Origin of the sequence: Paracoccus gahaiensis, from assembly GCF_005048225.1 — a bacterium.
Taxonomy (GTDB): domain Bacteria; phylum Pseudomonadota; class Alphaproteobacteria; order Rhodobacterales; family Rhodobacteraceae; genus Paracoccus; species Paracoccus gahaiensis.
Map to the genome: position 1 here is coordinate 1 of NZ_SUNI01000032.1, position 21,547 is coordinate 21,547.

16 protein-coding genes and 1 pseudogene are annotated in these 21,547 nt (G+C 63.5%); 9 read left to right on the top strand and 8 right to left on the bottom strand.

Annotated features, from left to right (window positions below; all coding sequences use genetic code 11):
• Nucleotides 1-398, top strand: a 398-nt coding sequence (locus FA743_RS18540) for an integrase core domain-containing protein (protein ID WP_246055052.1), incomplete at its 5' end; no start/stop codon positions are given.
• A 996-nt stretch (nt 399-1,394) separates the two neighbouring features.
• Here FA743_RS18540 and phnE read toward each other — a convergent pair.
• The 3 genes from phnE to phnD are packed head-to-tail and all read right to left on the bottom strand — an operon-like array spanning nt 1,395 to nt 3,922.
• Entirely contained in the window at nt 1,395-2,201 is an 807-nt protein-coding gene (gene phnE / locus FA743_RS18545) for a phosphonate ABC transporter, permease protein PhnE (protein ID WP_136887563.1), read from the bottom strand.
• Nucleotides 2,202-2,216: 15 nt separating this feature from the next.
• Nucleotides 2,217-3,032, bottom strand: a complete 816-nt coding sequence (gene phnC, locus FA743_RS18550; RefSeq protein ID WP_211242323.1) for a phosphonate ABC transporter ATP-binding protein — start codon at nt 3,030-3,032, stop codon at nt 2,217-2,219.
• A gap of 2 nt (nt 3,033-3,034) precedes the next feature.
• Entirely contained in the window at nt 3,035-3,922 is an 888-nt protein-coding gene (gene phnD / locus FA743_RS18555; RefSeq protein ID WP_136887564.1) for a phosphate/phosphite/phosphonate ABC transporter substrate-binding protein, read from the bottom strand.
• A 298-nt stretch (nt 3,923-4,220) separates the two neighbouring features.
• Here phnD and FA743_RS18560 point away from each other — a divergent pair.
• A pseudogene (locus FA743_RS18560) lies at nt 4,221-5,054 on the top strand (IS5 family transposase).
• A gap of 224 nt (nt 5,055-5,278) precedes the next feature.
• On the opposite strand, the gene FA743_RS18565 reads toward FA743_RS18560, so the two are convergent.
• Together FA743_RS18565 and FA743_RS18570 are read right to left on the bottom strand one after the other, a co-directional pair.
• Entirely contained in the window at nt 5,279-6,928 is a 1,650-nt protein-coding gene (locus FA743_RS18565; RefSeq protein ID WP_136887565.1) for an alpha-glucosidase, read from the bottom strand.
• 127 nt (nt 6,929-7,055) lie between these two features.
• Complete coding sequence (locus FA743_RS18570; protein WP_136887566.1) at nt 7,056-8,096, bottom strand: SDR family oxidoreductase; 1,041 nt, start codon at nt 8,094-8,096, stop codon at nt 7,056-7,058.
• A 160-nt stretch (nt 8,097-8,256) separates the two neighbouring features.
• On the opposite strand from FA743_RS18570, the gene FA743_RS18575 reads away from it, so the two are divergent.
• A complete protein-coding gene (locus FA743_RS18575; protein WP_136887567.1) occupies nt 8,257-9,927 on the top strand; it encodes an alpha-amylase family protein in 1,671 nt (556 codons plus the stop codon).
• Nucleotides 9,928-10,403: 476 nt separating this feature from the next.
• On the opposite strand, the gene argE is transcribed toward FA743_RS18575, so the two are convergent.
• Nucleotides 10,404-11,570, bottom strand: a complete 1,167-nt coding sequence (argE, locus tag FA743_RS18580; protein ID WP_136887568.1) for an acetylornithine deacetylase — start codon at nt 11,568-11,570, stop codon at nt 10,404-10,406.
• A 10-nt stretch (nt 11,571-11,580) separates the two neighbouring features.
• Nucleotides 11,581-12,540 carry a LysR substrate-binding domain-containing protein gene (locus FA743_RS18585; protein ID WP_169308944.1) on the bottom strand — a complete coding sequence of 320 codons (960 nt, stop codon included), beginning with the start codon at nt 12,538-12,540 and terminating at the stop codon, nt 11,581-11,583.
• Between the two features lie 144 nt (nt 12,541-12,684).
• Between FA743_RS18585 and FA743_RS18590 the strand changes: the two genes are divergently transcribed.
• The 6 genes from FA743_RS18590 to FA743_RS18615 all read left to right on the top strand — a co-directional run bounded on the left by FA743_RS18590 (nt 12,685) and on the right by FA743_RS18615 (nt 19,646).
• The gene (locus FA743_RS18590) at nt 12,685-14,289 is read left to right on the top strand and encodes an ABC transporter substrate-binding protein (RefSeq protein WP_211242324.1); all 1,605 of its coding nucleotides are present in this window, start codon (nt 12,685-12,687) and stop codon (nt 14,287-14,289) included.
• Nucleotides 14,290-14,352: 63 nt separating this feature from the next.
• Nucleotides 14,353-15,330: an ABC transporter permease gene (locus FA743_RS18595; protein WP_136887570.1), complete on the top strand. Its 978-nt coding sequence runs from the start codon at nt 14,353-14,355 to the stop codon at nt 15,328-15,330.
• Entirely contained in the window at nt 15,327-16,235 is a 909-nt protein-coding gene (locus FA743_RS18600) for an ABC transporter permease (RefSeq protein WP_136887571.1), read from the top strand. The genes FA743_RS18595 and FA743_RS18600 overlap by 4 nt, the downstream gene beginning before the upstream one ends.
• On the top strand, nt 16,232-17,212 hold the full coding sequence (locus FA743_RS18605) for an ABC transporter ATP-binding protein (RefSeq protein ID WP_136887572.1): 981 nt from the start codon (nt 16,232-16,234) through the stop codon (nt 17,210-17,212). The genes FA743_RS18600 and FA743_RS18605 overlap by 4 nt, the downstream gene beginning before the upstream one ends.
• A complete protein-coding gene (locus tag FA743_RS18610; protein WP_136887573.1) occupies nt 17,209-18,210 on the top strand; it encodes an ABC transporter ATP-binding protein in 1,002 nt (333 codons plus the stop codon). The genes FA743_RS18605 and FA743_RS18610 overlap by 4 nt, the downstream gene beginning before the upstream one ends.
• Nucleotides 18,211-18,230: 20 nt before the next feature.
• Nucleotides 18,231-19,646, top strand: coding sequence for a M20 family metallopeptidase (locus FA743_RS18615; protein WP_136887574.1), 1,416 nt, complete (start codon nt 18,231-18,233; stop codon nt 19,644-19,646).
• 84 nt (nt 19,647-19,730) lie between these two features.
• Here the strand turns inward: FA743_RS18615 and FA743_RS18620 are convergent, their stop codons facing one another.
• A complete protein-coding gene (locus FA743_RS18620; protein WP_211242325.1) occupies nt 19,731-21,263 on the bottom strand; it encodes an argininosuccinate lyase in 1,533 nt (510 codons plus the stop codon).
• Between the last annotated feature and the right edge of the window lie 284 nt (nt 21,264-21,547).

The window sequence follows — 21,547 nt, forward strand, 5'->3', positions numbered from 1 at the left end:
TCTGTGGTGTGGTTCGCAAAACCACCATAGAGACCCGCGACCCGGTTATGGCCGCCTGCTGCGCAATTTTGGGGGCTGCGCAGGCGGCCATAACCTTCAACAGCGCGTCATTCCCAACATGCTATGGCCCCGAATACATCAGCGAGACGCTAAGAATATGGGCTGAGAAACAGGGCATCGCCATCCAGCACATCCAGCCCGGGCAGCCGCAGCAGAGCGCTTACGTCGAACGCTACAATCGCACGGTCCGGCACGAGTGGCTGGACCAATGTATCATCGAAAGCATTGAGGAGGCACAGGATCAGGCCACGCAATGGCTATGGACTTACAACAACGACCGACCCAACATGGGCATCGGCGGCATCACACCCGCCATGAAACTGAGAATGGCCGCGTAACTTCTACCGATGCACCCCGTTAAAAAGGGGGAGATTACCGAGGCACAGCCCTCATTATTGCAGCTCTGACAGCGTGCGGGTCGTGGCGCTTCCGTGACGAACCTGGCCCGTAATGCTTCCTTCCATTCCTGAGAAAGGATCTCACCATCAAATCGTGGGATCAAACACCTAGTCAAAAGCTGACCCGGCAGATAGGCAACGTTGAAATGACCGCCCCTCAAGGAACGCTGACCAGAAAACGGAATGTCCGCTAACGGACAAATTTTTCCGCATGGTAATCTGAAGGCTGACGCTTGACGCGTAAGGTTTCCATGGGTTGCCATTCCTGCAAAGGTCGTCGCTCTTCAGCCTCAAACAAGAACCAAAACCCACCGCCGTGTCCGACAAACAAGACGTCACCCTCTTACCAGACGGAAGGGCAAGCCTCAACCGCAGCAACGATACGACACTGGGCATCGATGGCTCGTTCCCATCCACGTATATCTTAAAACGGATTGGCAAAGAACTGTCTGCCACCCTCACGAACTCCTTGGGAGGCAGGATGCCAGTGGCGGTGCGATCATTTCGTGCATCTGCGGATCAACCTCAAGTTCCAGGCTCAAGGCGGCAACCAGAGGCAGCGCCGTCTTCAGCGCTTTCACCTCGTCACGCCGATCACTTTGCCGGTCTGTTGTAGAACCTCAGGTCGTGCGGCCATTGCCGAGACCCGAGCACGCCCAATGGAATTCAGTGACCATTGGTGCACATCCTCTGTAGGCTCGATAAGAACTTGAGGATCCGTCAGGTGGGGGACAGTTCGCGCCATGCCAAACCGCTTGAGGAATTGTGCCGAGTTCGACTTTCGAGGTACGCCATCGCCCCGGCAACGCCAGAGTTCAGACGCCCATCCGAGCGTCGTAAACCCGCCATCGACATGACGCAGTTAACTCATCTCTTTTTTCGCCATCTCGTAGTGATCACTCAACTTAGGCGCGACGTTTGCGACGTCCTTCCCTGTCAGATCACCTTGCTGCGGATGAATGACGAGATCTGCTCAAACGCAATGACAACGACCAGAATGACGAGGATGATCGCACAGGCCTCGTCGAAATTGAACAGGCGCATGGCGGTGGACAGCTCGACCCCGATCCCGCCCGCTCCAACCAACCCAAGCGTCACGGCTGACCGGATCGCCTTTTCTACCGAGTAAAGGCTGGTCGCCGTGATCGAAGCCAGCGTTTCCGGCACGATCGCCCCAAGGATCACCGACAGCCGCCCCGCCCCGGTCGAGGTCAGCGCCTCGGCCGGGCCCGGCTTGACCTCTTCGATGCGTTCGGAAAAAAAGCGCGCGCAGAACCCGATCGTGTCGATGATGATCGCCAGGATCCCGGCAAGCGGCCCCAGTCCCACGGCCACGACGAAGATCAGCGCCCAGATCAGGTCGGGAATGGTGCGCATCGTGGCGATGATCAGCCGGGTGATGGTGCGCACGACCGGATGGGGCGTCGTGTTGGACGAGGCCAGCAGCGCGAAGGGCAGGCTGAGGATCACGCCGAAGGCGACACCCACCACCGCCATGTTCATCGTTTCCAGCATCGACCAGGCGATCACGTCCAGTTTCGAAAAGTCCGGCGGAAAGGCCAGTGACACGAACCGCCACAAGTTGAACATGCCACGCCACAGCCGCTGCGGCGTGATGTCGGCAGACATCAGCCCCTGGATGAAGAAGGCCGCAAAGGCCAGGATCACGATCCACGTCACGGCCGAGGGGGCCGCAAACCGGGGGGGCAGGGCGGGCTTGGGCTTGCTGTCGATGGGCGTCATGCGTCGGTCCGTTCGTCAGGCAGGGACGAGATCGGCGGTCACCGTCCCGGCGGGTTGATCGACGCGCACGGCGCCATGGTAGAGATCGTCCAGATCGGCGCGCGGCAGATCGCCCGCCGCGCCATCGACGACGATGCGCCCGGCCTTCATGCCGATGATCCGCTGGCCGAACTCGGCTGCCAGATCCAGCTGGTGCAGGGTGCACAGCACGGTCAGCCCCTCCTCCGAGACGATGCGGAAGAGCAGTTCCAACACTTCGCGTCCGGCCTTGGGATCAAGGCTGGCAATCGGCTCGTCCGCCACCACGATCGAGGGCGCCTGCATCAGCATCCGCGCGATGGCCACCCGCTGCTGTTGGCCACCCGAGATCTCCGACGGACGCGCGGCTGCCTTTTCGGCTAGGCCGACACGCTCGAGGCAGGTCATCGCGCGGTCCCGATCCTCGGCCGAGGCAAAGGCCGACCAGGTCCGCAACAGCCCATGCCGGTTGCGGCCAAGGGCCCCGAACAGCACGTTCTGAAAGACGCTGACATTCGGAACCAGGTTGAAATGCTGAAACACATAGCCGACCTGATGGCGCACGGCGCGCAGCCCCGCGCGCTTCAGTGTGGAGATTTCAGTGCCCAAGATGGCGATCGTGCCGCCATCATGCGGGGTCAGGCGATTCAGGCACCGCAGCAAGGTGGATTTCCCGCAGCCATTGGCGCCCAGCAGCACGACCCCCTCGCCCGGCGCGACCGACAGATTGATCCCGCGCAGCACATGGACATCGCCATATCTCTTGTGCAGGTCGTGGATCTCGATCGCGGGGGGCAAGGGGGCCGCTGTCACGCTTACTGCTCCAGGTCTATGCCGGCCGCGGCATAGGCCTCGCGGACGATATCGTAATCGGCCGCCGTCGTCTCGAAGCTGAGGCTGGCGTCATTGTCGAGGAACTTGTCCTCATTGCGCGGCGTCTCGATCAACGCGGTCCATAGCTCGTCGGAGTTCTCGGACAGCACTTCGCGCAGGGCCGACTTGCATTCAGCGTCCAGCGTTCCGCGCATGATGATCGGATCGCCCGGCAGGATGCCGCTTTCGGCGATCACGCGGTATTCGCCCTCGGGGTCCAGTTGCATGATGTTGTCCATTTCGCGGTTGCCGCCGCCCATGGCATCGACATCGCCATTGACCAGCACGGCCGCCTGCGCGTCAGCAGCCATCACGATCTCCAGATCGCGGTCGATGTCCAGGCCAGCCTCGACCAGCATCTGGCTGGGAAAGATGTGACCCGAGGTCGAGCCGACATCCTTGAGCGCCACCGTCTTGCCGCGCAGATCGGCCAGGGTCTGCACGTCACTGTCCGCCTTCACGTAAAAGCTGCTGCCGTATTGCGGGCGTGCGATCGAGAACAGGATCTCGATATCGGGCTGGCGTTCGGCGAACAGCACGAATTCCGACGGGCCCGCAAAGACCAGATCGACCTCGTCGAACTGAAGGGCGGTGCCGGCGGCGGTCCGGTTGGACAGGCCGAACATTTCCAGTTCGACACCCGACACTTCGGCGAATTTTGCTCCGAAGGGCCCGAAGGCTTCCGCCAGACCACCCATTCCTTCGATGCCGGTATCGGCCATGCGCAAACTGGCGGGGCAGACATCGGCCGCGGATTGCGCATGCACCGGCGAGGCACTTGCGACCAGGGCCGAAAGAAATGCCAGAGCAGTCATTGGTTTCGTCGTCATGATGATCTCCTGTGTGGGGCGACACGGGATGCGCCGTTAACTGTCGGGTCGGTCTGCATGAGGGATGTGAAGCATGGATGACGACGGCACGACAATCGGATGACAGCTTGTCGTCGGTCCGGACATCATGGCCTTGCTCTGCTCCTGAGGACTGGACCGTTGCAGACTGGGTTTTTAGGTCATTCTTCGTTGTTGGAAGAGGAGTTATCGGAAGAAAGACAGACTTCGATCCTAGGCTCTGGACCCATTGATTTCAGATGTGCTGCATGATTCACGGCACCGGAAACGGAGCGGTGACATGTCTGATCTCTTCTGGCTGAGCGACGCGCAGATGGCGCGTATGGAGCCTTATTTTCCGAAGTCCCACGGCAAGCCAAGGGTCGATGACCGCCGAGTGCTGAGCGGGATTATCTTTATCAACCGCAATGGTTTACGCTGGCGCGACGCGCCTGCGGAATACGGTTCGCACAAGACACTTTACAATCGTTGGAAGCGATGGAGGTGAGCGGCATACGCCACCGGTCCGAGTGCGGCCACGAACAGGGCGTCTTTGCCCGGATCATGGCCGGCCTGGCCGCAGAGCGCCGTCAAAAGACGACCGTCATGATCGACGCGACATACCTCAAGGCACATCGCACCGCGACCAGCATGGGCGTGAAAAAGAGGGGCGCGGCCGCCTGATCGGTCGGAGTTCGAAGATTAGGAAACAGTCCGGTGGACTGTTTCCCTGAGAACGGGCGGCATGAATACCAAGCTTCATGCCATTTGCGACAGCCAGGGCCGTCCGTTGAACCTTTTCGTGACCGCCGGGCAGGTCAGCGATTACATCGGCGCGCGGGCATTGCTGAGCAGCCTGCCGGATGTCGAATGGCTACTCGGGGACCGCAGATACGACGCCGACTGGTTCCGAGAAGCTTTGGAAGACAAAGGCATACGCGCCTGCATCCCGGGCCGCAAGCAGCGCAAGACAACCGTGAAATACGACAAGCGTCGCGACAAACGCCGCAATCGCATCGAGATCATGTTCGGCAGGCTCAAGGACTGGCGGCGTGTCGCAACTCGGTATGACAGGTGCCCCAAGGTCTTCCTCTCGGCGATCGCGCTCGCCGCAACCGTTATCTATTGTTTGTGAGTCCAGACCCTAGGCGACAATTGCATTTCCAAACGTGGCTGGCCCAATGTTGATTGCTAGCCCTGCTGAAGACCTCACGGCAGCTACCACAGAGCGAGAATTTAAAATTGCTGTTGCACCTTTGCAGCTTCGCAACAATTTCCTTCGAACAGCTGATCCTGTTTTGCATTGCCGTAGGAAAACCGAACGGCATATTCCAAAACTTCCCAACGCCCGCTGTAACATCAATCGAGGTCACCCAGAATCACGACCGCCTCCCATGGGTCGAGAACGATCGGGCCGGCCGGAATTGCCTCGCGTGGGTGCGCGGTGCAGATCAGGCATGTCCGGCTGCCGGCGAGGCCTGCCGGGATCTCTGCGTGCGCTGGCTGGGACGAGATGTTGCACAGGACCGACAGCCGCTCGTTCTGCCATTCGCGGGTATAGGCCCAGATCTGCGGGTGATCCTCCAGCCAAGGCACGAAGCGGCCCCGCACGATCACGTCGTGCTGCTTGCGCAGGGCGATGAGGTGGCGATAATGCGCCAGGACCGACATCGGATCATCGCGCTGTGCCGCGACATTGATCGTGGCGTTGTTCGGGTTGATCGCGATCCATGGGTCGCCCGTGGTGAACCCTGCACCCGGTGACGCGTCCCACTGCATCGGCGTGCGCGCATTGTCCCGCGCGGTGACGGCGGCGCCCTCGAGAAACTGATGCTCGGGCAGGCCCTGTTCCCGTATTTCGCGATGCATGTGGATCAGTTCGATGTCGCGGTATTGGGTGATCCGGGTGAACCCCGCATTCGTCATGCCGATCTCTTCGCCCTGGAAGACGAAGGGCGTCCCGCGCATCAGGTGGATCGCCGTGGCGAGGGCCTTGGCAGACCGGTCCCGCCACTTTCCGGTGTCACCGTAGCGAGAGACGGAGCGCGGCAGGTCGTGATTGTTCAGGAACAGCGAGTTCCAGCCATCCCCCTCCAAAGCCTGCTGCCAGTCCGTCCAGACCTTCTTGAAGGCCACCAGATCAAGCGGCTGCGGGCGCCACTTGCCGTGCTTGGCGTCCCAGCCCGCGACGATGTGCTGGAACTGGAACACCATGTCCAGCTCCTTCCGGTCGCGTCCGCAATACAGCAATGCCGTCTCCCGGGTCACGTTCCAGCTTTCGCCAACCGTCACGACATCGCGGCCTGCCAGAACCTCACGGTGCATCTCCTGCAGGAACCCGTGCAGGTAGGGCCCTTCGACGATCAGGTCGCGATCGATATCCTTGCCGATGAGATCGATGACATCCATGCGGAAGCCGCGCACGCCCCGGTCCAGCCACCACCGCATCATGGTGTAAATCGCATTGCGCACCGCGGGGTTCTGCCAGTTCAGATCCGGCTGCTGCGGTGAAAAGAGGGTGAAGACATAGCGTCCGACCTCGGGAACGAAGGTCCAGACCGGGCCGCCGAAATAGGCGCGGCGATCATCGGGAGGGCCACCATCGGGCGCGGGATCGCGCCAGTAGTAATAGTCGTGATAGGGGGATGCGCGGTCCTGCTTCGCCGCGAGGAACCACGGATGCTGGTCGGAACTGTGGTTGACCACCAGATCCATGATGATGCCGATGTCGCGCCGATCGGCTTCGGCGACCAGACGGTCGAAATCCTCCAATGTGCCGTATTCCGGCGCGATGTCCTGGTAATTCGAGATGTCATAGCCGTTGTCTGCCATCGGTGAGGCATAGACCGGTGATAGCCAGATCAGGCCGATGCCCAAGTCCGCCAGATGATCGAGGCGCCCGATGATGCCCGGGATGTCGCCCACTCCGTCGCCGTCGGCATCGGCGAAGCTGCGCGGATAGATCTGATATGCGGTGCGGTCCAGCCACCACGGCGCCTGTCGGGTCATTCGGCCTCCTTCGGGAACAGTCCTGCGGGTATTCTGGTCATCGTTCGCAGGGCGACCATGCGCATCGCTGCGCCAGGATGCGGTCGGCATCGAAATGGTTGAGGCGTTCCTCGACCGGACGATCGTCTCATCGCTGTGAAGACCGGGTGTTCCGGTCCTTCTCCTTGAGATCAAACAATGTCCTGACGACGCCGTAAGTGACGAGGCCCGCAATCGCGGCCGCGCCCGCACGCAGGCGGGCCGGGCGATAGGCGGAAACATGCGGCCGCGCGGCCTCGCCAAACCGCCCGGACGCACCATGGTCGACCTGATCGTCCATCGGCTCGAACAGGTTGTCGGGCCTGTCGTCGTCCGGCTCTTCGGTCTGCTGCCCGGAATAGGCCTGGCGTGCCAGAACCTTGTCGACAAGCGCAGGCGCGGCGGCATCCGCCAGGATGGCCTGCACGGCCGAACCCGCCAGCCAGACCTCCCTCGGCGCCTCAAGCGCCGCGCGATAGATCGCGCGGGCAATTGCCTCGGGATGGTGGATCGGCGGGACCGGTTGCGCCTTGTACGGCATCTTGTTGCGCGCCCAGTCAAACTGGGGGGTATTCACGGCAGGCAGATGGATCTCGGTCAGCCGCACCGGGCTGTTCTCGTGCAGAAGCTCGGCCCGAAGGGCATCCAGAAAGCCACGCGTCGCGAACTTGGCAGCGCAATACGGCGCCTGCAGGGGAATGCCCCGATAGGCCAGGGCCGACCCGATGCTGACGATGGTCCCGCGACCTTGGCGCTGCATGTGTCGCAAGGCCGCCTGCGTTCCGTAGACCTGACCCAGATAGGTCACCTCGGTCACGCGCCTGAATTCGTCGGGCGTGATCTCGGACACCGGCGCCAGCACGGTCGCCATCGCGGCGTTGATCCACAGATCGATGCGCCCCCAACGGTCCATGACGGTCTGTGCTGCCTGCGCGACTGCCTCCGCATCGGCGACATCTGCGGGCAGGACCATTGCGGTGCCTCCCCGGCGCTCGACATCCGCCCGTGCGCCTTCGAGGCCCGCGCGGCCCCGCGCGACCAACCCGACGCGCCAGCCATGGGCCGCGAATTCCTGTGCTGTTGCTCTGCCGACACCGGCCGAGGCGCCCGTGATGACCACGACGCGGGGATGTCTGCTGCTGTCACTCATGCCCAGTCTCCTGTCAGCCGTTTCGGGCCAACGCCCGGGGCTGGCTGCGGGTTCGCGCATGTCTTCGACATGTGTGGATGAACCTGCGCTGCGGCGATCGCGTTCAGACAGGGGTGCTGCGCGTCAGGTGTGGCCGCGATCGCACGGAAAAGGAGCCCGCATGGATATCAGCCGCACAGGCGATGTCTGGTGGAAGAACGCCGTCTTTTACTGCCTCGACGTCGAGATCTTTCAGGACGGAAACGGCGATGGCATCGGTGATTTTGCCGGACTGACGCGCCGCATCGATTATCTGGCGGGCCTTGGGGTGACGTGCATCTGGCTCATGCCCTTCTATCCGACAGCGCATCAGGATGACGGCTATGACATCACCGATTACTACGGTGTCGATCGGCGCCTCGGGACCTTGGGTGATCTTGCCGTCTTCCTGCGCACCGCCCGCGATCGGGGCATCCGCGTGATCGCGGACTTGGTTGTCAATCATACGTCGGACCAGCATCCTTGGTTTCTGTCAGCGTGCCAGGATCGAAACTCGCCCTACCGCGATTGGTATGTCTGGCGGGACGAGATCCCACCGGGCGGCTCGGATGACCTGGTGTTTCCGGATGAGGAGAACAGCAACTGGGAATGGCACGAGGGCACAGGCCAGTACTATCTGCATCGCTTCTACCGCCACCAGCCCGACCTCAACATCAGCAATCCCCAGGTCCGGGACGAGATCCGCAAGATCGTCGGCTTCTGGCTCCAGCTTGGGCTGTCGGGGTTCCGCGTCGATGCCGTTCCCTTTCTTCTGGAAACACGGGGACTGGATACGCCGGTCGAGACGGACTTTCACGACTGGCTGCGTGACCTGCGCAGTTTCATCGTGCGGCGCTGTGGAGACGCCCTTCTTCTGGGCGAGGTCAATCTGCCGTATCAGGACGTCCGGCGCTTCTACGGTGACGAAGGCGGCGGCGAGTTGAACATGTGCCTCGATTTCAACATGAATCAGGCGCTTGCGCTGGCATTGGTGCGCGAAGATGCGGGGGCCTTGGTCCACTGCCTTCGGGCGATGCCGCGCCTGCATGTCGATGATGGCTGGGCGCATTTCGCGCGCAATCATGACGAATGGTCCTTGGACAAGCTGACCGAGGCCGAGCGTCAGGAGGTGTTTCGGGCCTTTGGTCCCAAGGAGGACATGCAACTGTTCGGCCGCGGGCTGCGCCGGCGCATCCCGACCATGCTGAAGGGAAACGACGACCACATCCGGCTGGTTTACAGCCTCGTCTTTGCTCTGCCCGGCGCACCGGTCCTGTTCTACGGCGAGGAAATCGGCATGGCCGAAAACCTGGAGATCCCTGGCCGGATGAGCGTGCGCAGCCCGATGCAATGGTCCGACGGACCGAATGGCGGCTTTTCCACGGCGCCGGCGGACGATGTATTCCGGCCAGTGGTTTCAGGCCCCAAATGGGGTCCGAAGGCCATCAATGTTGCCGCGCAGGAACACGAACCGGGTTCAATGCTGAACTGGATGGAGCGCCTGATCCGTCGACGGCGCGAGATGCCGGAGGTCGCGTTCGGCCAGTGGAGCTTCATCCCGTTTCCCGACGCTGCGATCTTTGCGCTGCGCTATGACTGGGAGGACCGGACCGTTCTGCTTCTGCACAATCTGGGCAAGCGTCCCTGCACGACCGAGTGCCAGCTTGACGGCGCCGACGCTTTCGATGGCATGACTGCGATTCTTGGCGACGGGCGCTTTGAGATCGCCAGGGACGGCAGGATGAGCATCGAATTGCCCGCTTTTGGAACGCTCTGGCTTCGGGCCCACGCGGCGGCCCAAGTTCCCTCATAGTGTGGAGAGCACCCCGAAAATTGCCTGATCCATGCTGCTGGGGATGGATGGAGACGAACTACTCTGTAAAACAGGATGGCATGCGTTTCGAGGATGCGTTTGCGTTTGCCTGCTCCCGAGAGGCTGGCGGCTTTCTGGACGGGAGACCCACCGTCGGCGAGGCGTCATCCACAACCATCGGTAAGCGATAGTGAGGTCATGCTCCTCAAAGCGGTCGCTCTGCCGCCTAAACAGATTGCCTGTCTGAGTCCGCATTGGCACCTGTGCTGGGTCATGACCATACGCTGGACATGCAGCTTTAGGATGAGCAGATGTGCCCCATCCCATAGTGCCCCAACAGATGCTTTCATAAATCGTGGTGATCCCGGCAGTGTCGGTGCCTTTTCAACTTTGCGACGAATGTTGAAAGGCCCGGTTTCATGTGCCAGTCCCAGGGGGCAGAGCAACGCGCAAGAGGTTCGGAAGTCGGTACTGATTCATTTCGCGAGGGCTGCCCAGTCTGCAAGCTGCCGCAAAAATCCGTCGCAGGCGTCGAGTTGCGATCTTTCTATGTACTCGTCTGGCTTGTGGGCCTGTGCGATCGCGCCCGGGCCGCAGATCACTGTGGGTACTCCGAGGACCTGGGCAAAGCGGCCGCCTTCGGTCCCGAATGCCACCTTGGAATGGCCGTTGCTGCCTGTCAGGCGCTTGGTCAGGGTGACGATCTCGGCGTCGGGGGCAGTCTCAAGCCCGGGGAATTGGGCATAGAGGTCGATCTGGATCCCGGCCTCGGGGGCGATGCGCTGCATCATCGGTTCCAGCTCCTGCCGGGCATAGTCGCGCAGTTCCTGGACCAGGGCATCGGCATCCTCCTGCGGCAGGACGCGGAACTCGCAATCCAGGGTGCACAGGTCGGGCACGATGTTCAGCGCCGTGCCGCCCCGGATGATTCCGGTATGGGCCGTGCTGTGGGTGATGTCGTAATCGAGATCGCGCCCGCCTTCGGACGCGAGGCGCGCGGCAATATCCTGCATCCGCACCACCAGCCGGGCGGCGTAGTCGACCGCGTTCACCCCCTGCGGTGCCAGCGAGGAATGGCAGCCACGCCCCCGGACCGTCACCCGCATCGAGCGTTTGGCCTTGTGCCCGATCACCACCTGCATCGACGTCGGCTCGCCCACGATGCACAGGGCGGGACGGATGTCTTCGGCGCGAAGCATGTCCAGCAGGCCGATGACACCGACGCAGCCGACCTCTTCGTCATAGGAGAACGCCAGATGCACCGGCCGTGCCAGATCGCGTGCCACCAAGTCCGGCACCGCAGCCAGCGCGCAGGCCAGAAACCCCTTCATGTCGCAGGACCCGCGCCCGTAAAGCCGCCCGTCGCGCGCCGTCAGCGCATAGGGGTCGCTGGCCCAGTCCTGGCCATCGACCGGCACGGTATCGGTATGACCCGACAGGATCACGCCGGGCTGATCGGCAGGCCCGATCGTCGCCCACAGATTGGCCTTTTGCCCTGTCGCATCAATGACCAGCCGGCTGTCCACGCCGTATCCGGCGAGGTAGTCGCGCACATGGTCGATCAGTGCCAAGTTTGATTTGTGACTGGTCGTGTCGAAAGCAACCAGATCGGCCAGGATCTGCTGGCTGGACAGGGTCTGCATCGGGTTTCCTTCATGTCAGGGCGGGTGAGGGGCTTGGATAGGCGGTACGGTCCAGGCTGGCGGTCACATCCTGGATGAAGGCTCGGGTGACCGCCGATGGCGCCCGGCTGGAGGGCAGCAGGAAATGGGTGCTGTAGCGGATTGCCGGCAGGAAGGGCCGCATCACCACCTGATCGCCCATCTGATGGACCAGGGGGAACGGGTTCAGCAGCGAGATGCCAAGCCCCTCGCGGACGAACTGGATCACCGAAACATTGGTCGACGCTTCCAGCACGATTTTCAGGTTCAGCCCGGCCCTGTCGAACAGGCGGTCGATGGCGGCCCTGCTGGAATGGCGGCGCGAGAGCGCGATGAAGGATTCGCCCTGCAGATCCTCGGGGCGGATCACCTCGAAGGCGGCCAGATGATGGTCCTGGGGCAAGACACAGATTGCCTGTGTTTCCAGCAGAAGCTCCGAAGTGATGCCTTCATGGGCAACGGTGCTGTCGGTCATCCCGATATCGAAGCGCCCTTCGGCGATGCCGGTCAGCAGGCTGTCGCTGGCCAGCACATCGAAGGTGATCTGGCAGCCGGGATTTGCCCGCTTGAAAGTCGCGATCCGGTTCGGCAGGAACCGGTGCGCAATGGTCGGCGGAGCCACGATGGACAGCGCCCCCGCATGCGCCGCGCGGGGCTGGTCGGCACGGTGGACAAGGCGGGCCAGCGTGTCCAGCACCGGGGCCAGTTGCTCGCTCAGCGACAATGCCTCGACGGTGGGGACCAGCCGGCCATTGGTGCGCAGGAACAGCTTGAAGCCAAGCCGTTCCTCCAATTGCGCCAGCCTGCGACTGACAGCGGATTGCGAAATGTCCAACTTGCGCGCCGCGCTGATGGCCGTGCCGGAAGCGACCAAAGCTTGCAGAACTTCCAGTTCACGCAGGGAAATTCCGGCGCGTCGATCCCGATCGGTGGCAGCGTCATCCCGTTCCATCGTTACCCTATGAGCAAAACGCATCGATAATCATGATTGACTTCTGATTATCGCATCATACCCTGAACGCAAGCGGGATTGCACCACCGAGGAACCAACCACGGGGCGACCGATCCGCAGGTGACCAACAGAAAGGATCTTCCAGTGAAAGCTTTCGGCTTGCCCCTTATTGCGGGCGTCATGGCGGCGGGCCTTGCCCCGGCCGCGGCGCAGAACCTGTCCATCGGCCTGAAATCCGAGGCCACCTCGATGGATCCGCAGTTCCATCAGCTGTCGACCAACATCCAGGTGTCCAAGAACATCTTCGAGGCGCTGACCACGCAGGATGCGTTGCAGATGGTCACCCCGGGCCTGGCCGAAAGCTGGGAGGCGGTGGATGACACGACGTGGCGCTTCAAGCTGCGTCAGGGCGTCAAATTCCACGACGGAAGCGACTTCACCGCCCGCGACGTGATCTATTCGTTCTGCCGGGTGCCGCTGGTGGAGAACTCGCCCTCGGCCTATACCATCTTCACCGGCGGTATCGCCGACATGGCGGCCGAGGATGATCACACCCTGACGATCACCACCACCGCCACCAACCCCCTGCTGCCCGTCGACCTGTGGAGCCTGGCGATCCTGTCGGCCAATGCGCTCGGCGCTGACGACCAGGTGACCTACGGCCCCGACGGCACCTGCGAGGGCATGGGCGACGTGCCGCAGGCCCCTGCCTTCAACGACCCGGCGGTCGCGGTGGGTACCGGCCCCTACATCCTCGACCGTTACAATCGTGGGTCCGAGGTGGTCGTGACCCGCTTTGACGGATATTGGGGTGGCACCCCGCAATGGGAACAGGTCACGATGCGGCCGATCACCAGCGACGGCCCCCGCGTCGCGGCGCTGCTGGCAGGCGATGTGGACATGATCGAATCCCCGCCCATCCAGGATATCCCGCGGATCGAGCAGGACGGCTTCACCATCGTCGACGCGCTTTCCAACCGGGTGATCTATCTGCACATGCTGCAGCAAGAGGACGCGCCCGGCATCGGCGGCACCGACGGGGAAAACCCGCTGCTGGACGCGCGGGTGCGGCAGGCGATCTCGATGTCGATCAATCGCGAGGCCATCACCGAACGGATCATGGGCGGCTATGCCCAGGCTGCGGGCGAGTTGCTGCCGCCGCCGATGTTCGGCACCTCCGAACGCCCGGTCGAGGCCTATGACCCCGAACGCGCCCGCGAGTTGCTGGCCGAGGCGGGCTATCCCGACGGCTTCTCGATCACGCTTGGCACGCCCAACGATCGCTACATCAATGACGAGCAGGTGGCTCAGGCCGTCGCCCAGATGCTGGCCCAGATCGGCATCAGCGTCAGCGTCGATGCCAGCACCGCAAGCCAGTTCTTCTCGCGCCGGAATGCGCTGGAGTTTCCGGTCTATCTGGCGGGCTGGGGGGCGTCGTCGGGTGACATGTCCTCGCCGCTGAAGTCGCTGGTGGCGACCTATGACGAAACCCTGGGGATGGGGCCGACCAATGCCGGCCGCTACTCCAACCCCGAGATGGACGAGCTGCTGATGACCGCCATGGCCACCATCGACGATGAGGCCCGCGACCAGATGCTGCAGGATGCCCAGACCTTGGTGCTGGACGATTACGGCATCATCCCGCTGCATTACGAGCAGACCGTGTGGGCGATGAAGCCTGATCTGACCTACGAGCCGCGGGTGGATCAATACACGCTGGCCGCCGAAGTCAAATCCGCAGCTGAATGATGCGCCCCTCCGGCACCCCCGATACGGGGTGCCGGATCACGGCCCGATCACAGGGACCCCATCATGATCGTCTATCTTGTCCGCCGCGTGGGTCAAAGCCTGCTGGCCGTCATGGCCATGGCCGTGCTGGTCTTCCTCGGCGTCTTCTTCATCGGCAATCCCGTCGATGTGCTGGTCAGCCCCGAGGCGTCGCAGGCCCAGATCGCCGCGACCGTCGAACGGCTTGGCCTGGACCGGCCGCTCTATGAACAGTTCGGCATCTTCGTCTGGAACGCGTTGCAGGGCGATCTTGGGACCTCCTTCGTCTATGGCCGTCCCGCGCTGGAAATCATCCTGGACCGCCTGCCCGCCACGATGGAGCTGGCGCTGGTCGCGCTGGCCCTGTCGGTGGGCATCGGCATCCCGCTTGGGGTCTGGGCCGGGCTGCGCCCCGACAGCATCGCCGGGCGCACGATTATGGGAGGCTCGATCCTGGGGTTCTCGCTGCCGAACTTCTGGCAGGGCATGTTGCTGATCCTGGTCTTCGCGGTGCTGCTGGGCTGGCTGCCCGCCGGCGGGCGCGGCGAGACGACAGAGTTTCTGGGCATGCAGGTCAGTTTCCTGACCTGGGACGGGCTGTCTCATCTGATCCTGCCCGCCATCAATCTGGCTTTGTTCAAGATGTCGCTGATCATCCGCCTGGCCCGCGCCAACACACGCGAGGTCTGCATGCAGGACTATGTCAAGTTCGCCCGCGCCAAGGGACTGTCGCCCCGCCGCGTGGTGCTGGTCCATGTGCTGAAGAACATCATGATCCCGGTCGTGACCATCATCGGGTTGGAGCTGGGGTCCATGGTGGCATTTGCCATCGTGACGGAAACGGTCTTTGCCTGGCCGGGCATGGGCAAGCTGCTGATCGACAGCATCAACCTGCTGGATCGCCCGGTGATCGTGGCCTATCTGATGCTGACGGTGCTGATCATCGTGGGCATCAACCTGCTTGTGGACGTGATCTATTCGCTGCTGGATCCCCGCATCCGCCTGTCGGAGATGAAGGGATGACCGAGATCGCAACCCCCGCCCCGGTCCGCATCGACAGCCCCGCCAAGCGCATCGCCAAGCAGTTCGTCGAGGACCCTATCGCCGTCATCGGCCTGATCCTGTTCGTGCTGATCGCGCTGATCGCCATCGCCGCGCCCTGGATCGCGCCGCAGAACCCCTATGACCTGATGCAACTGAGCATCATGGATGGCGGCCTGCCGCCCGGAGAGACCAGCTTTGCCACTGGCCAGACCTTCTGGCTGGGCACCGATCAGCAGGGCCGGGACATGCTGTCGGGCATCATGTACGGGCTGCGCATCAGCCTGATGGTGGCGGTCGTCTCGCTGACGCTGGCGATCACCATCGGCACCATCGTGGGCGTTGCCGCCGCCTATTTCGGCGGGCGCTTCGACAGCATCGTGATGCGCATCGTCGATCTGCAGCTGTCCTTTCCCGCCATCCTGATCGCGCTGATCTTGCTGGCCTTGCTGGGGCGCGGGGTGGACAAGGTGATCCTGGCGCTGGTGATCGTGCAATGGGCCTATTACGCGCGCACCGTGCGAAGCTCTGCCATGGTCGAGACGCGCAAGGATTACATCGACGCCGCCCGCTGCCTGGGCCTGTCCAACCGGCGGATCATGTTTCGCCATCTGCTCCCCAATTGCGTGCCGCCGCTGATCGTCGTGGCCACCGTGCAGATCGCGCAGGCCATCGCATTGGAGGCGACGCTGTCCTTCCTGGGCGTCGGCGTGCCCATCACCGAACCATCCCTGGGGCTGCTGATCGCCAACGGGTATGACTACCTGCTGTCGGGCCGCTACTGGGTCAGCGTCTTTCCCGGCATCGCGCTGGTCGTCACCATCATCGCCATCAACGTCGTGGGCGACCGCCTGCGCGATGTCCTGAACCCGAGGTTGCAGACATGAGCGCCCTTCTGGATGTCTGCGACCTGCAGACGCATTTCTTCACCCGCGACGGCGTGGCCAAGGCGGTGGACAAGGTCAGCTTCTCGCTGGAAAAGGGCCAGATCCTGGGTCTGGTCGGCGAATCCGGATCGGGCAAGTCGGTCACCGGGTTCTCGATCCTGGGGCTGGTCGATCCGCCGGGCCGCGTCGCCGGGGGGCAGGTGATCTTTGACGGCACCGACCTGATCGCCGGCGGCGAGCCGGTCATGCGGTCCCTGCGCGGCAAGCGGATCGCGATGATCTTTCAGGATCCGATGATGACCCTGAACCCGGTCCTGCGCATCGATACGCAGATGGTCGAGACGGTGCGCGCGCACGAGAACGTCTCGAAGGCCGAGGCCTTGCGGCGCTGTCGTGAGGCGCTGGTGCAGGTCGGCATCTCGTCCCCGGACGAGCGGTTGAAAAGCTATCCGCACCAGTTCTCGGGCGGTATGCGCCAGCGGGTGGCCATCGCCATCGCGCTGTTGCACAAGCCCGACCTGATCATTGCGGACGAACCCACCACCGCGCTGGACGTGACCATCCAGGCCCAGATCCTGTCCGAGGTGCAGAAACTGTGCGCCCAATCGGGCACCGCGCTGATCTGGATCACCCATGATCTGGCCGTGGTGTCGGGCCTGGCCGACCGCCTGGCGGTCATGTATGCGGGCCGCATCATCGAGGACGGCCCCACGGCCGCGATCATCGCCAATCCCCGCCATCCCTATACGCGCGGACTGATCGACAGCGTGCCGCAGGGCAAGCGCCACGGGGCGATGCTGACCCAGATCAAGGGCATGACGCCATCGCTTCTGAACCTGCCGCAGGGCTGCAAGTTCGCACCCCGCTGCCCGCGCGCCGATGCGGCCTGCCAGGTCGAACCCGCCCTGACACCCGCCGGTCCCGACCGTCAGGTGCGCTGCCACCACCCCCATGCCGACCACGAGGCCACGCCGTGACCGAAGCCCCCATTCTGCAGATCGAGGGCCTGTCCAAGCGGTTCTCCAAGGATCTGGACATCGCCGAACGCACCGCCCGTCGCTTGGGCGCCAAGCTTGCCCCCGTGACCGTCCATGCGGTCGATGGCATCGACCTGGACATCCGCCGAGGCGAGGTTCTGGGGCTGGTTGGCGAATCCGGCTGCGGCAAGTCCACGCTCGGGCGCATGGTGGCCGGGCTGACCAAGCCCAGCCAAGGGCGCATTCTCTATAACGGGCAGGACGTGGCGGATCTGAAGGGCGCTGCCGCGCGCGACGCTGCCCTGAAGATCCAGATGATCTTTCAGGACCCCATGTCGTCGCTGAACCCGCGCCTTCAGGTCCGCGACATCGTGGGCGAGGCACCCCGCGTCCACGGCATCGTGCCCCGGCGCGAGATCCCCGCCTATGTCGAGCAGATGCTGGAACAGGTCGGCCTGGATCCCAGCATGGGCAAGCGGTACCCGCACCAGTTCTCGGGCGGGCAGCGCGCGCGGGTGGGCATCGCCCGCGCACTGGCGGTGCGCCCCGATTTTCTGGTCTGCGACGAATCCGTGGCGGCATTGGACGTGTCGATCCAGGCGCAGGTGCTGAACCTGTTCGTGAAACTGCGGCAGGATTTTGACCTGACCTACCTGTTCGTCAGCCATGATCTGGGCGTGGTCGAACATATCTCGGACCGGATCGCGGTGATGTATCTGGGCCGGCTGGTCGAACTGGGCGAGGCCGAGGATCTAATCGCCCGCCCCAATCACCCGTACACGCAAGCGCTGGTCAGCGAGATCCCCACCTTCGAGACCGGCAAGAAGTCCTATCATGCCATCAAGGGCGAGATCCCCTCGCCCCTGAACCCGCCGTCGGGCTGCCATTTCCACCCCCGCTGTCCGCACGCCCATGACCGCTGCCGCGTCGAGGTGCCGCCGCTCAAAGAGGTGGCTCCCGGCCGCCTGTCGGCCTGCCACCTGAACGACCGCGCCTGAACGACCAAAGGAAGACCCCCATGCGAAACGACAATCCGATCTGGCCGCTGGTCGATGCCCGCGCCGCCGAATTCACCGACTTGGCCGATCGCGTGTTCGACACACCCGAATTGGCCTATGGCGAGGTGCAATCCTGCGCCGCCCACACGCAGATGCTGCGCGATCAGGGCTTTCGCGTGACCGAAAACCTGGCTGGCATCCCGACCGCCGTGATGGGCGAGGCGGGGCAGGGCGGCCCCATCATCGCCATCCTGGGCGAATACGACGCCTTGCCGGGCCTCAGCCAGGAACCCGGCCTGGCCGAACCCCGCCAGATCGCCGACCATGGCTTCGGCCATGGCTGCGGGCACAACCTGCTGGGTTCGGCGGCCCTGTCGGCGGCCACCGCCGTCAAGGACTGGCTGGAGTCGCAAGGCATCGCCGGTCGCGTGCGCTATTACGGCTGCCCTGCCGAGGAGGGCGGCGCGGCCAAGACCTACATGGTCCGCGACGGTCTGTTCGACGATGTGGACATAGCCATCACCTGGCACCCGGCCAGCTTCAACGCGGTCGATGACATGCGATCCCTGGCCAATACACGGATCGATTTCACGTTCCACGGCAAGGCCGCCCATGCGGCGGGCGCGCCGGAACTGGGCCGCTCCGCGCTGGATGCGGTCGAGCTGATGAACATCGGCATCAACTACATGCGCGAGCATATGCCCGACGCGGCGCGGGTGCATTACGCCTATCTGGACGCGGGCGGCATCGCGCCCAACGTGGTGCAGGCCAAGGCCACCGTGCGCCAGCTGATCCGCAGCCCCGATCTGGCGGGCCTGTCCTCGCTGGTCGACCGGGTGCGCAGGATCGCCGATGGGGCCGCGCTGATGTCGGGAACGACCGTGACCTCGCGCGTGTTCTCTGCCGTGTCGAACCTGACCGAGAACCTGCCCCTGTCGCGCGCCATGCAGGCCCAGTTCGAGGCCCTGGGCCCGGTCCCCTTCGACGCCCAGGACGCGGCCTTCGCGACCGCCATCCGGGACAGCCTGACGCGAGAGGACATCGCCGACACCTTCAAGCGGTTGGCGATGAAGCCCGATTACGACCTGCCCCTGTGCGATTTCATCGCGCCGCTGGACCGTCCGTTCATGGGCGGCATGGGATCGACCGATGTCGGAGATGTCAGCTGGGCGGTGCCGACGGTGCAAGCCCGTGTGGCCACCTGCGCGGTGGGCACCGCACTTCACAGCTGGCAGCAGACCGCACAGGGCAAGGCCCCCGCCGCGCACAAGGGCATGCTGCACGCGGCCAAGGTCATGGCCGCGACGGCCCATGCAGCGCTGACCGATCCGGGCCTGATCACCGCCGCCAAGGCTGCCCATGCGGAGCATCTGGCCGATCAGCCCTATAGCTGTCCCATTCCAGCGGATGCCCAGCCCCCGGTGGGAGGGCTCTAGGAGAGGGTTGGTTCTGTTGCAAACCGTGTGTGGGTCACCTTCAGTGGGCCCCGACAAGAACAGAGCGCTTGGTTTGCACCCGCCTCAGTCGGTTTTGGCCAAGGTCTGGTAATCTCCATCGAGCGTCTGAAGCGCGCTGGTGACCACCGCGCGTCGTTCCGCTATCCACCCGGCATGACCGTCCAGCCGAGCGCGGGCGGTGCCGATCATGCGCGTCATCTCGTCGGGCTGCGGACCGCCCGAGGTGGCACGGGCTTGAATGATCGCCACCGGGTCGAGGGTTCGGCGAAACTCGTCTTCCGTCAGGGGCATCTCGGACGGAGCATCCGTTCCGGTGACGCTTTCAGCATAGATCCGCTGCGCTTCGGCATAGGGAAAATCCAGGGGTCCGAGTCCGTTCTGGCGGGCATAGGTGACGATCTCGGAGGCGACGTGATGACCTTCGCGGAACGGCAGGCCATGATCGCGCATCAGACGATCGGCAATCTCCTGCGAAGCAGTCCAGTCGCTGTTCAGCTCCTCCAGCGCACGTTCCTCATCAATGACAAGCGCATTCAACACCGTATCCAGACGGGACAGAACACCGATACCCGCGTCGACCATCGCGGCGTTGTCGGATGCGCCCTTGGGGTCGGGCATGCCGGGGGTGATGTTATGGGTCTGGATGACCGGTCCCATCGCCAGCACAATGGCCTGCGAGGCATCGCTGCGCGTGTTGTTCAGCAGCCCGGGATTGCGCTTCTGCGGCATCGCGGAGGACACATAGGTGTTGTCGCCACCCTCTTCCAGAAGCATCCACGGGCGGGTCTGGGCATATTGCGTCATCACGTCCTCGACGAAATTGCCGCTGTGAAGTGCCACCGAGGTGACAATGCTGGCCACCTCGACGGGGTGATCCATGGAGGAAATTTGCGAGGCGTCATAGGCATTCTCCACCAGGCCCGCAAAACCAAGATAATCGGCCATGTGCTGGCGGTTCAGTGGCCAGCTGGTGCCATTCAGGACCGTGGTCCCCATCGCGCTGCGATCGATGCGGGCATAGGCCTCGCGGATACGCTGCGCATCCCGGTCCAGACCCGCTGCATGTCCCAACAGGTAGTGACCGAAGCTGTTCGGCTGTGCCGCGACCCCGTTGGTGTAGTTGGGCACGACGGTGCCCGCGTGACGCTCGGCCAGATCGACAAGCGTGGTGGTGGTGACATGCAACTGGTCGGCCAGTTCCAGCAGCTTGTCGCGCAACATGGCCGCACGGAAGGTCGCATGCATGTCCTGGCTGGAGCGCCCGGCATGCAGCAGCGTGACCTCTGTTCCACCCGCCTCGATCAGCAGCGGCTCGAAGCTGATCACGGTGCGGGGGCGTTCGCCATCGGGGGCGTCGCCCGCCTCGATCACCTCGCGCAGCGCTTCGGCGATCCCCGGGGCAAGATCGGGATCCAGCAACCCTTCTTGGCTATTGATGACCAGACTGGCCTTGTTCATCTGCGCCAGCCAGAAGAACTCGTCCCGCTCCGGGCTTTCCTGTGCGCCTGCCATCGTCACCTGCCCAAGCGTGCCCGCCAGCAGGATCGCGGCGATCCTGGTCCCGGATCCCGCCCTCTGAGTCTTGGTATGTTTCATGATACTCCCTCCCATTTGTACATGCAGGATAGAGCTTGAGGGCGCGACGCCAAGCCCCCAGGGCAAAACGCTCGTGTTGCTATCTGATTTGCACTTCCAAAAGCGCGGGTTGGCATCGATCGTGATCCCCAGCAACGTCCTGCGCGTGGCGATGGCGGCTGACCTGCCCCCCGTGGGTCCCTCGGTCATAACGAGAGTCTGCCGGTTTGAGATTGGTAGTCGGCGGATGGTTTCAGGGCAAGCGCGCCGGGCGTGGAACCCTCGGTTAGCGCAAGCGTCCGGCG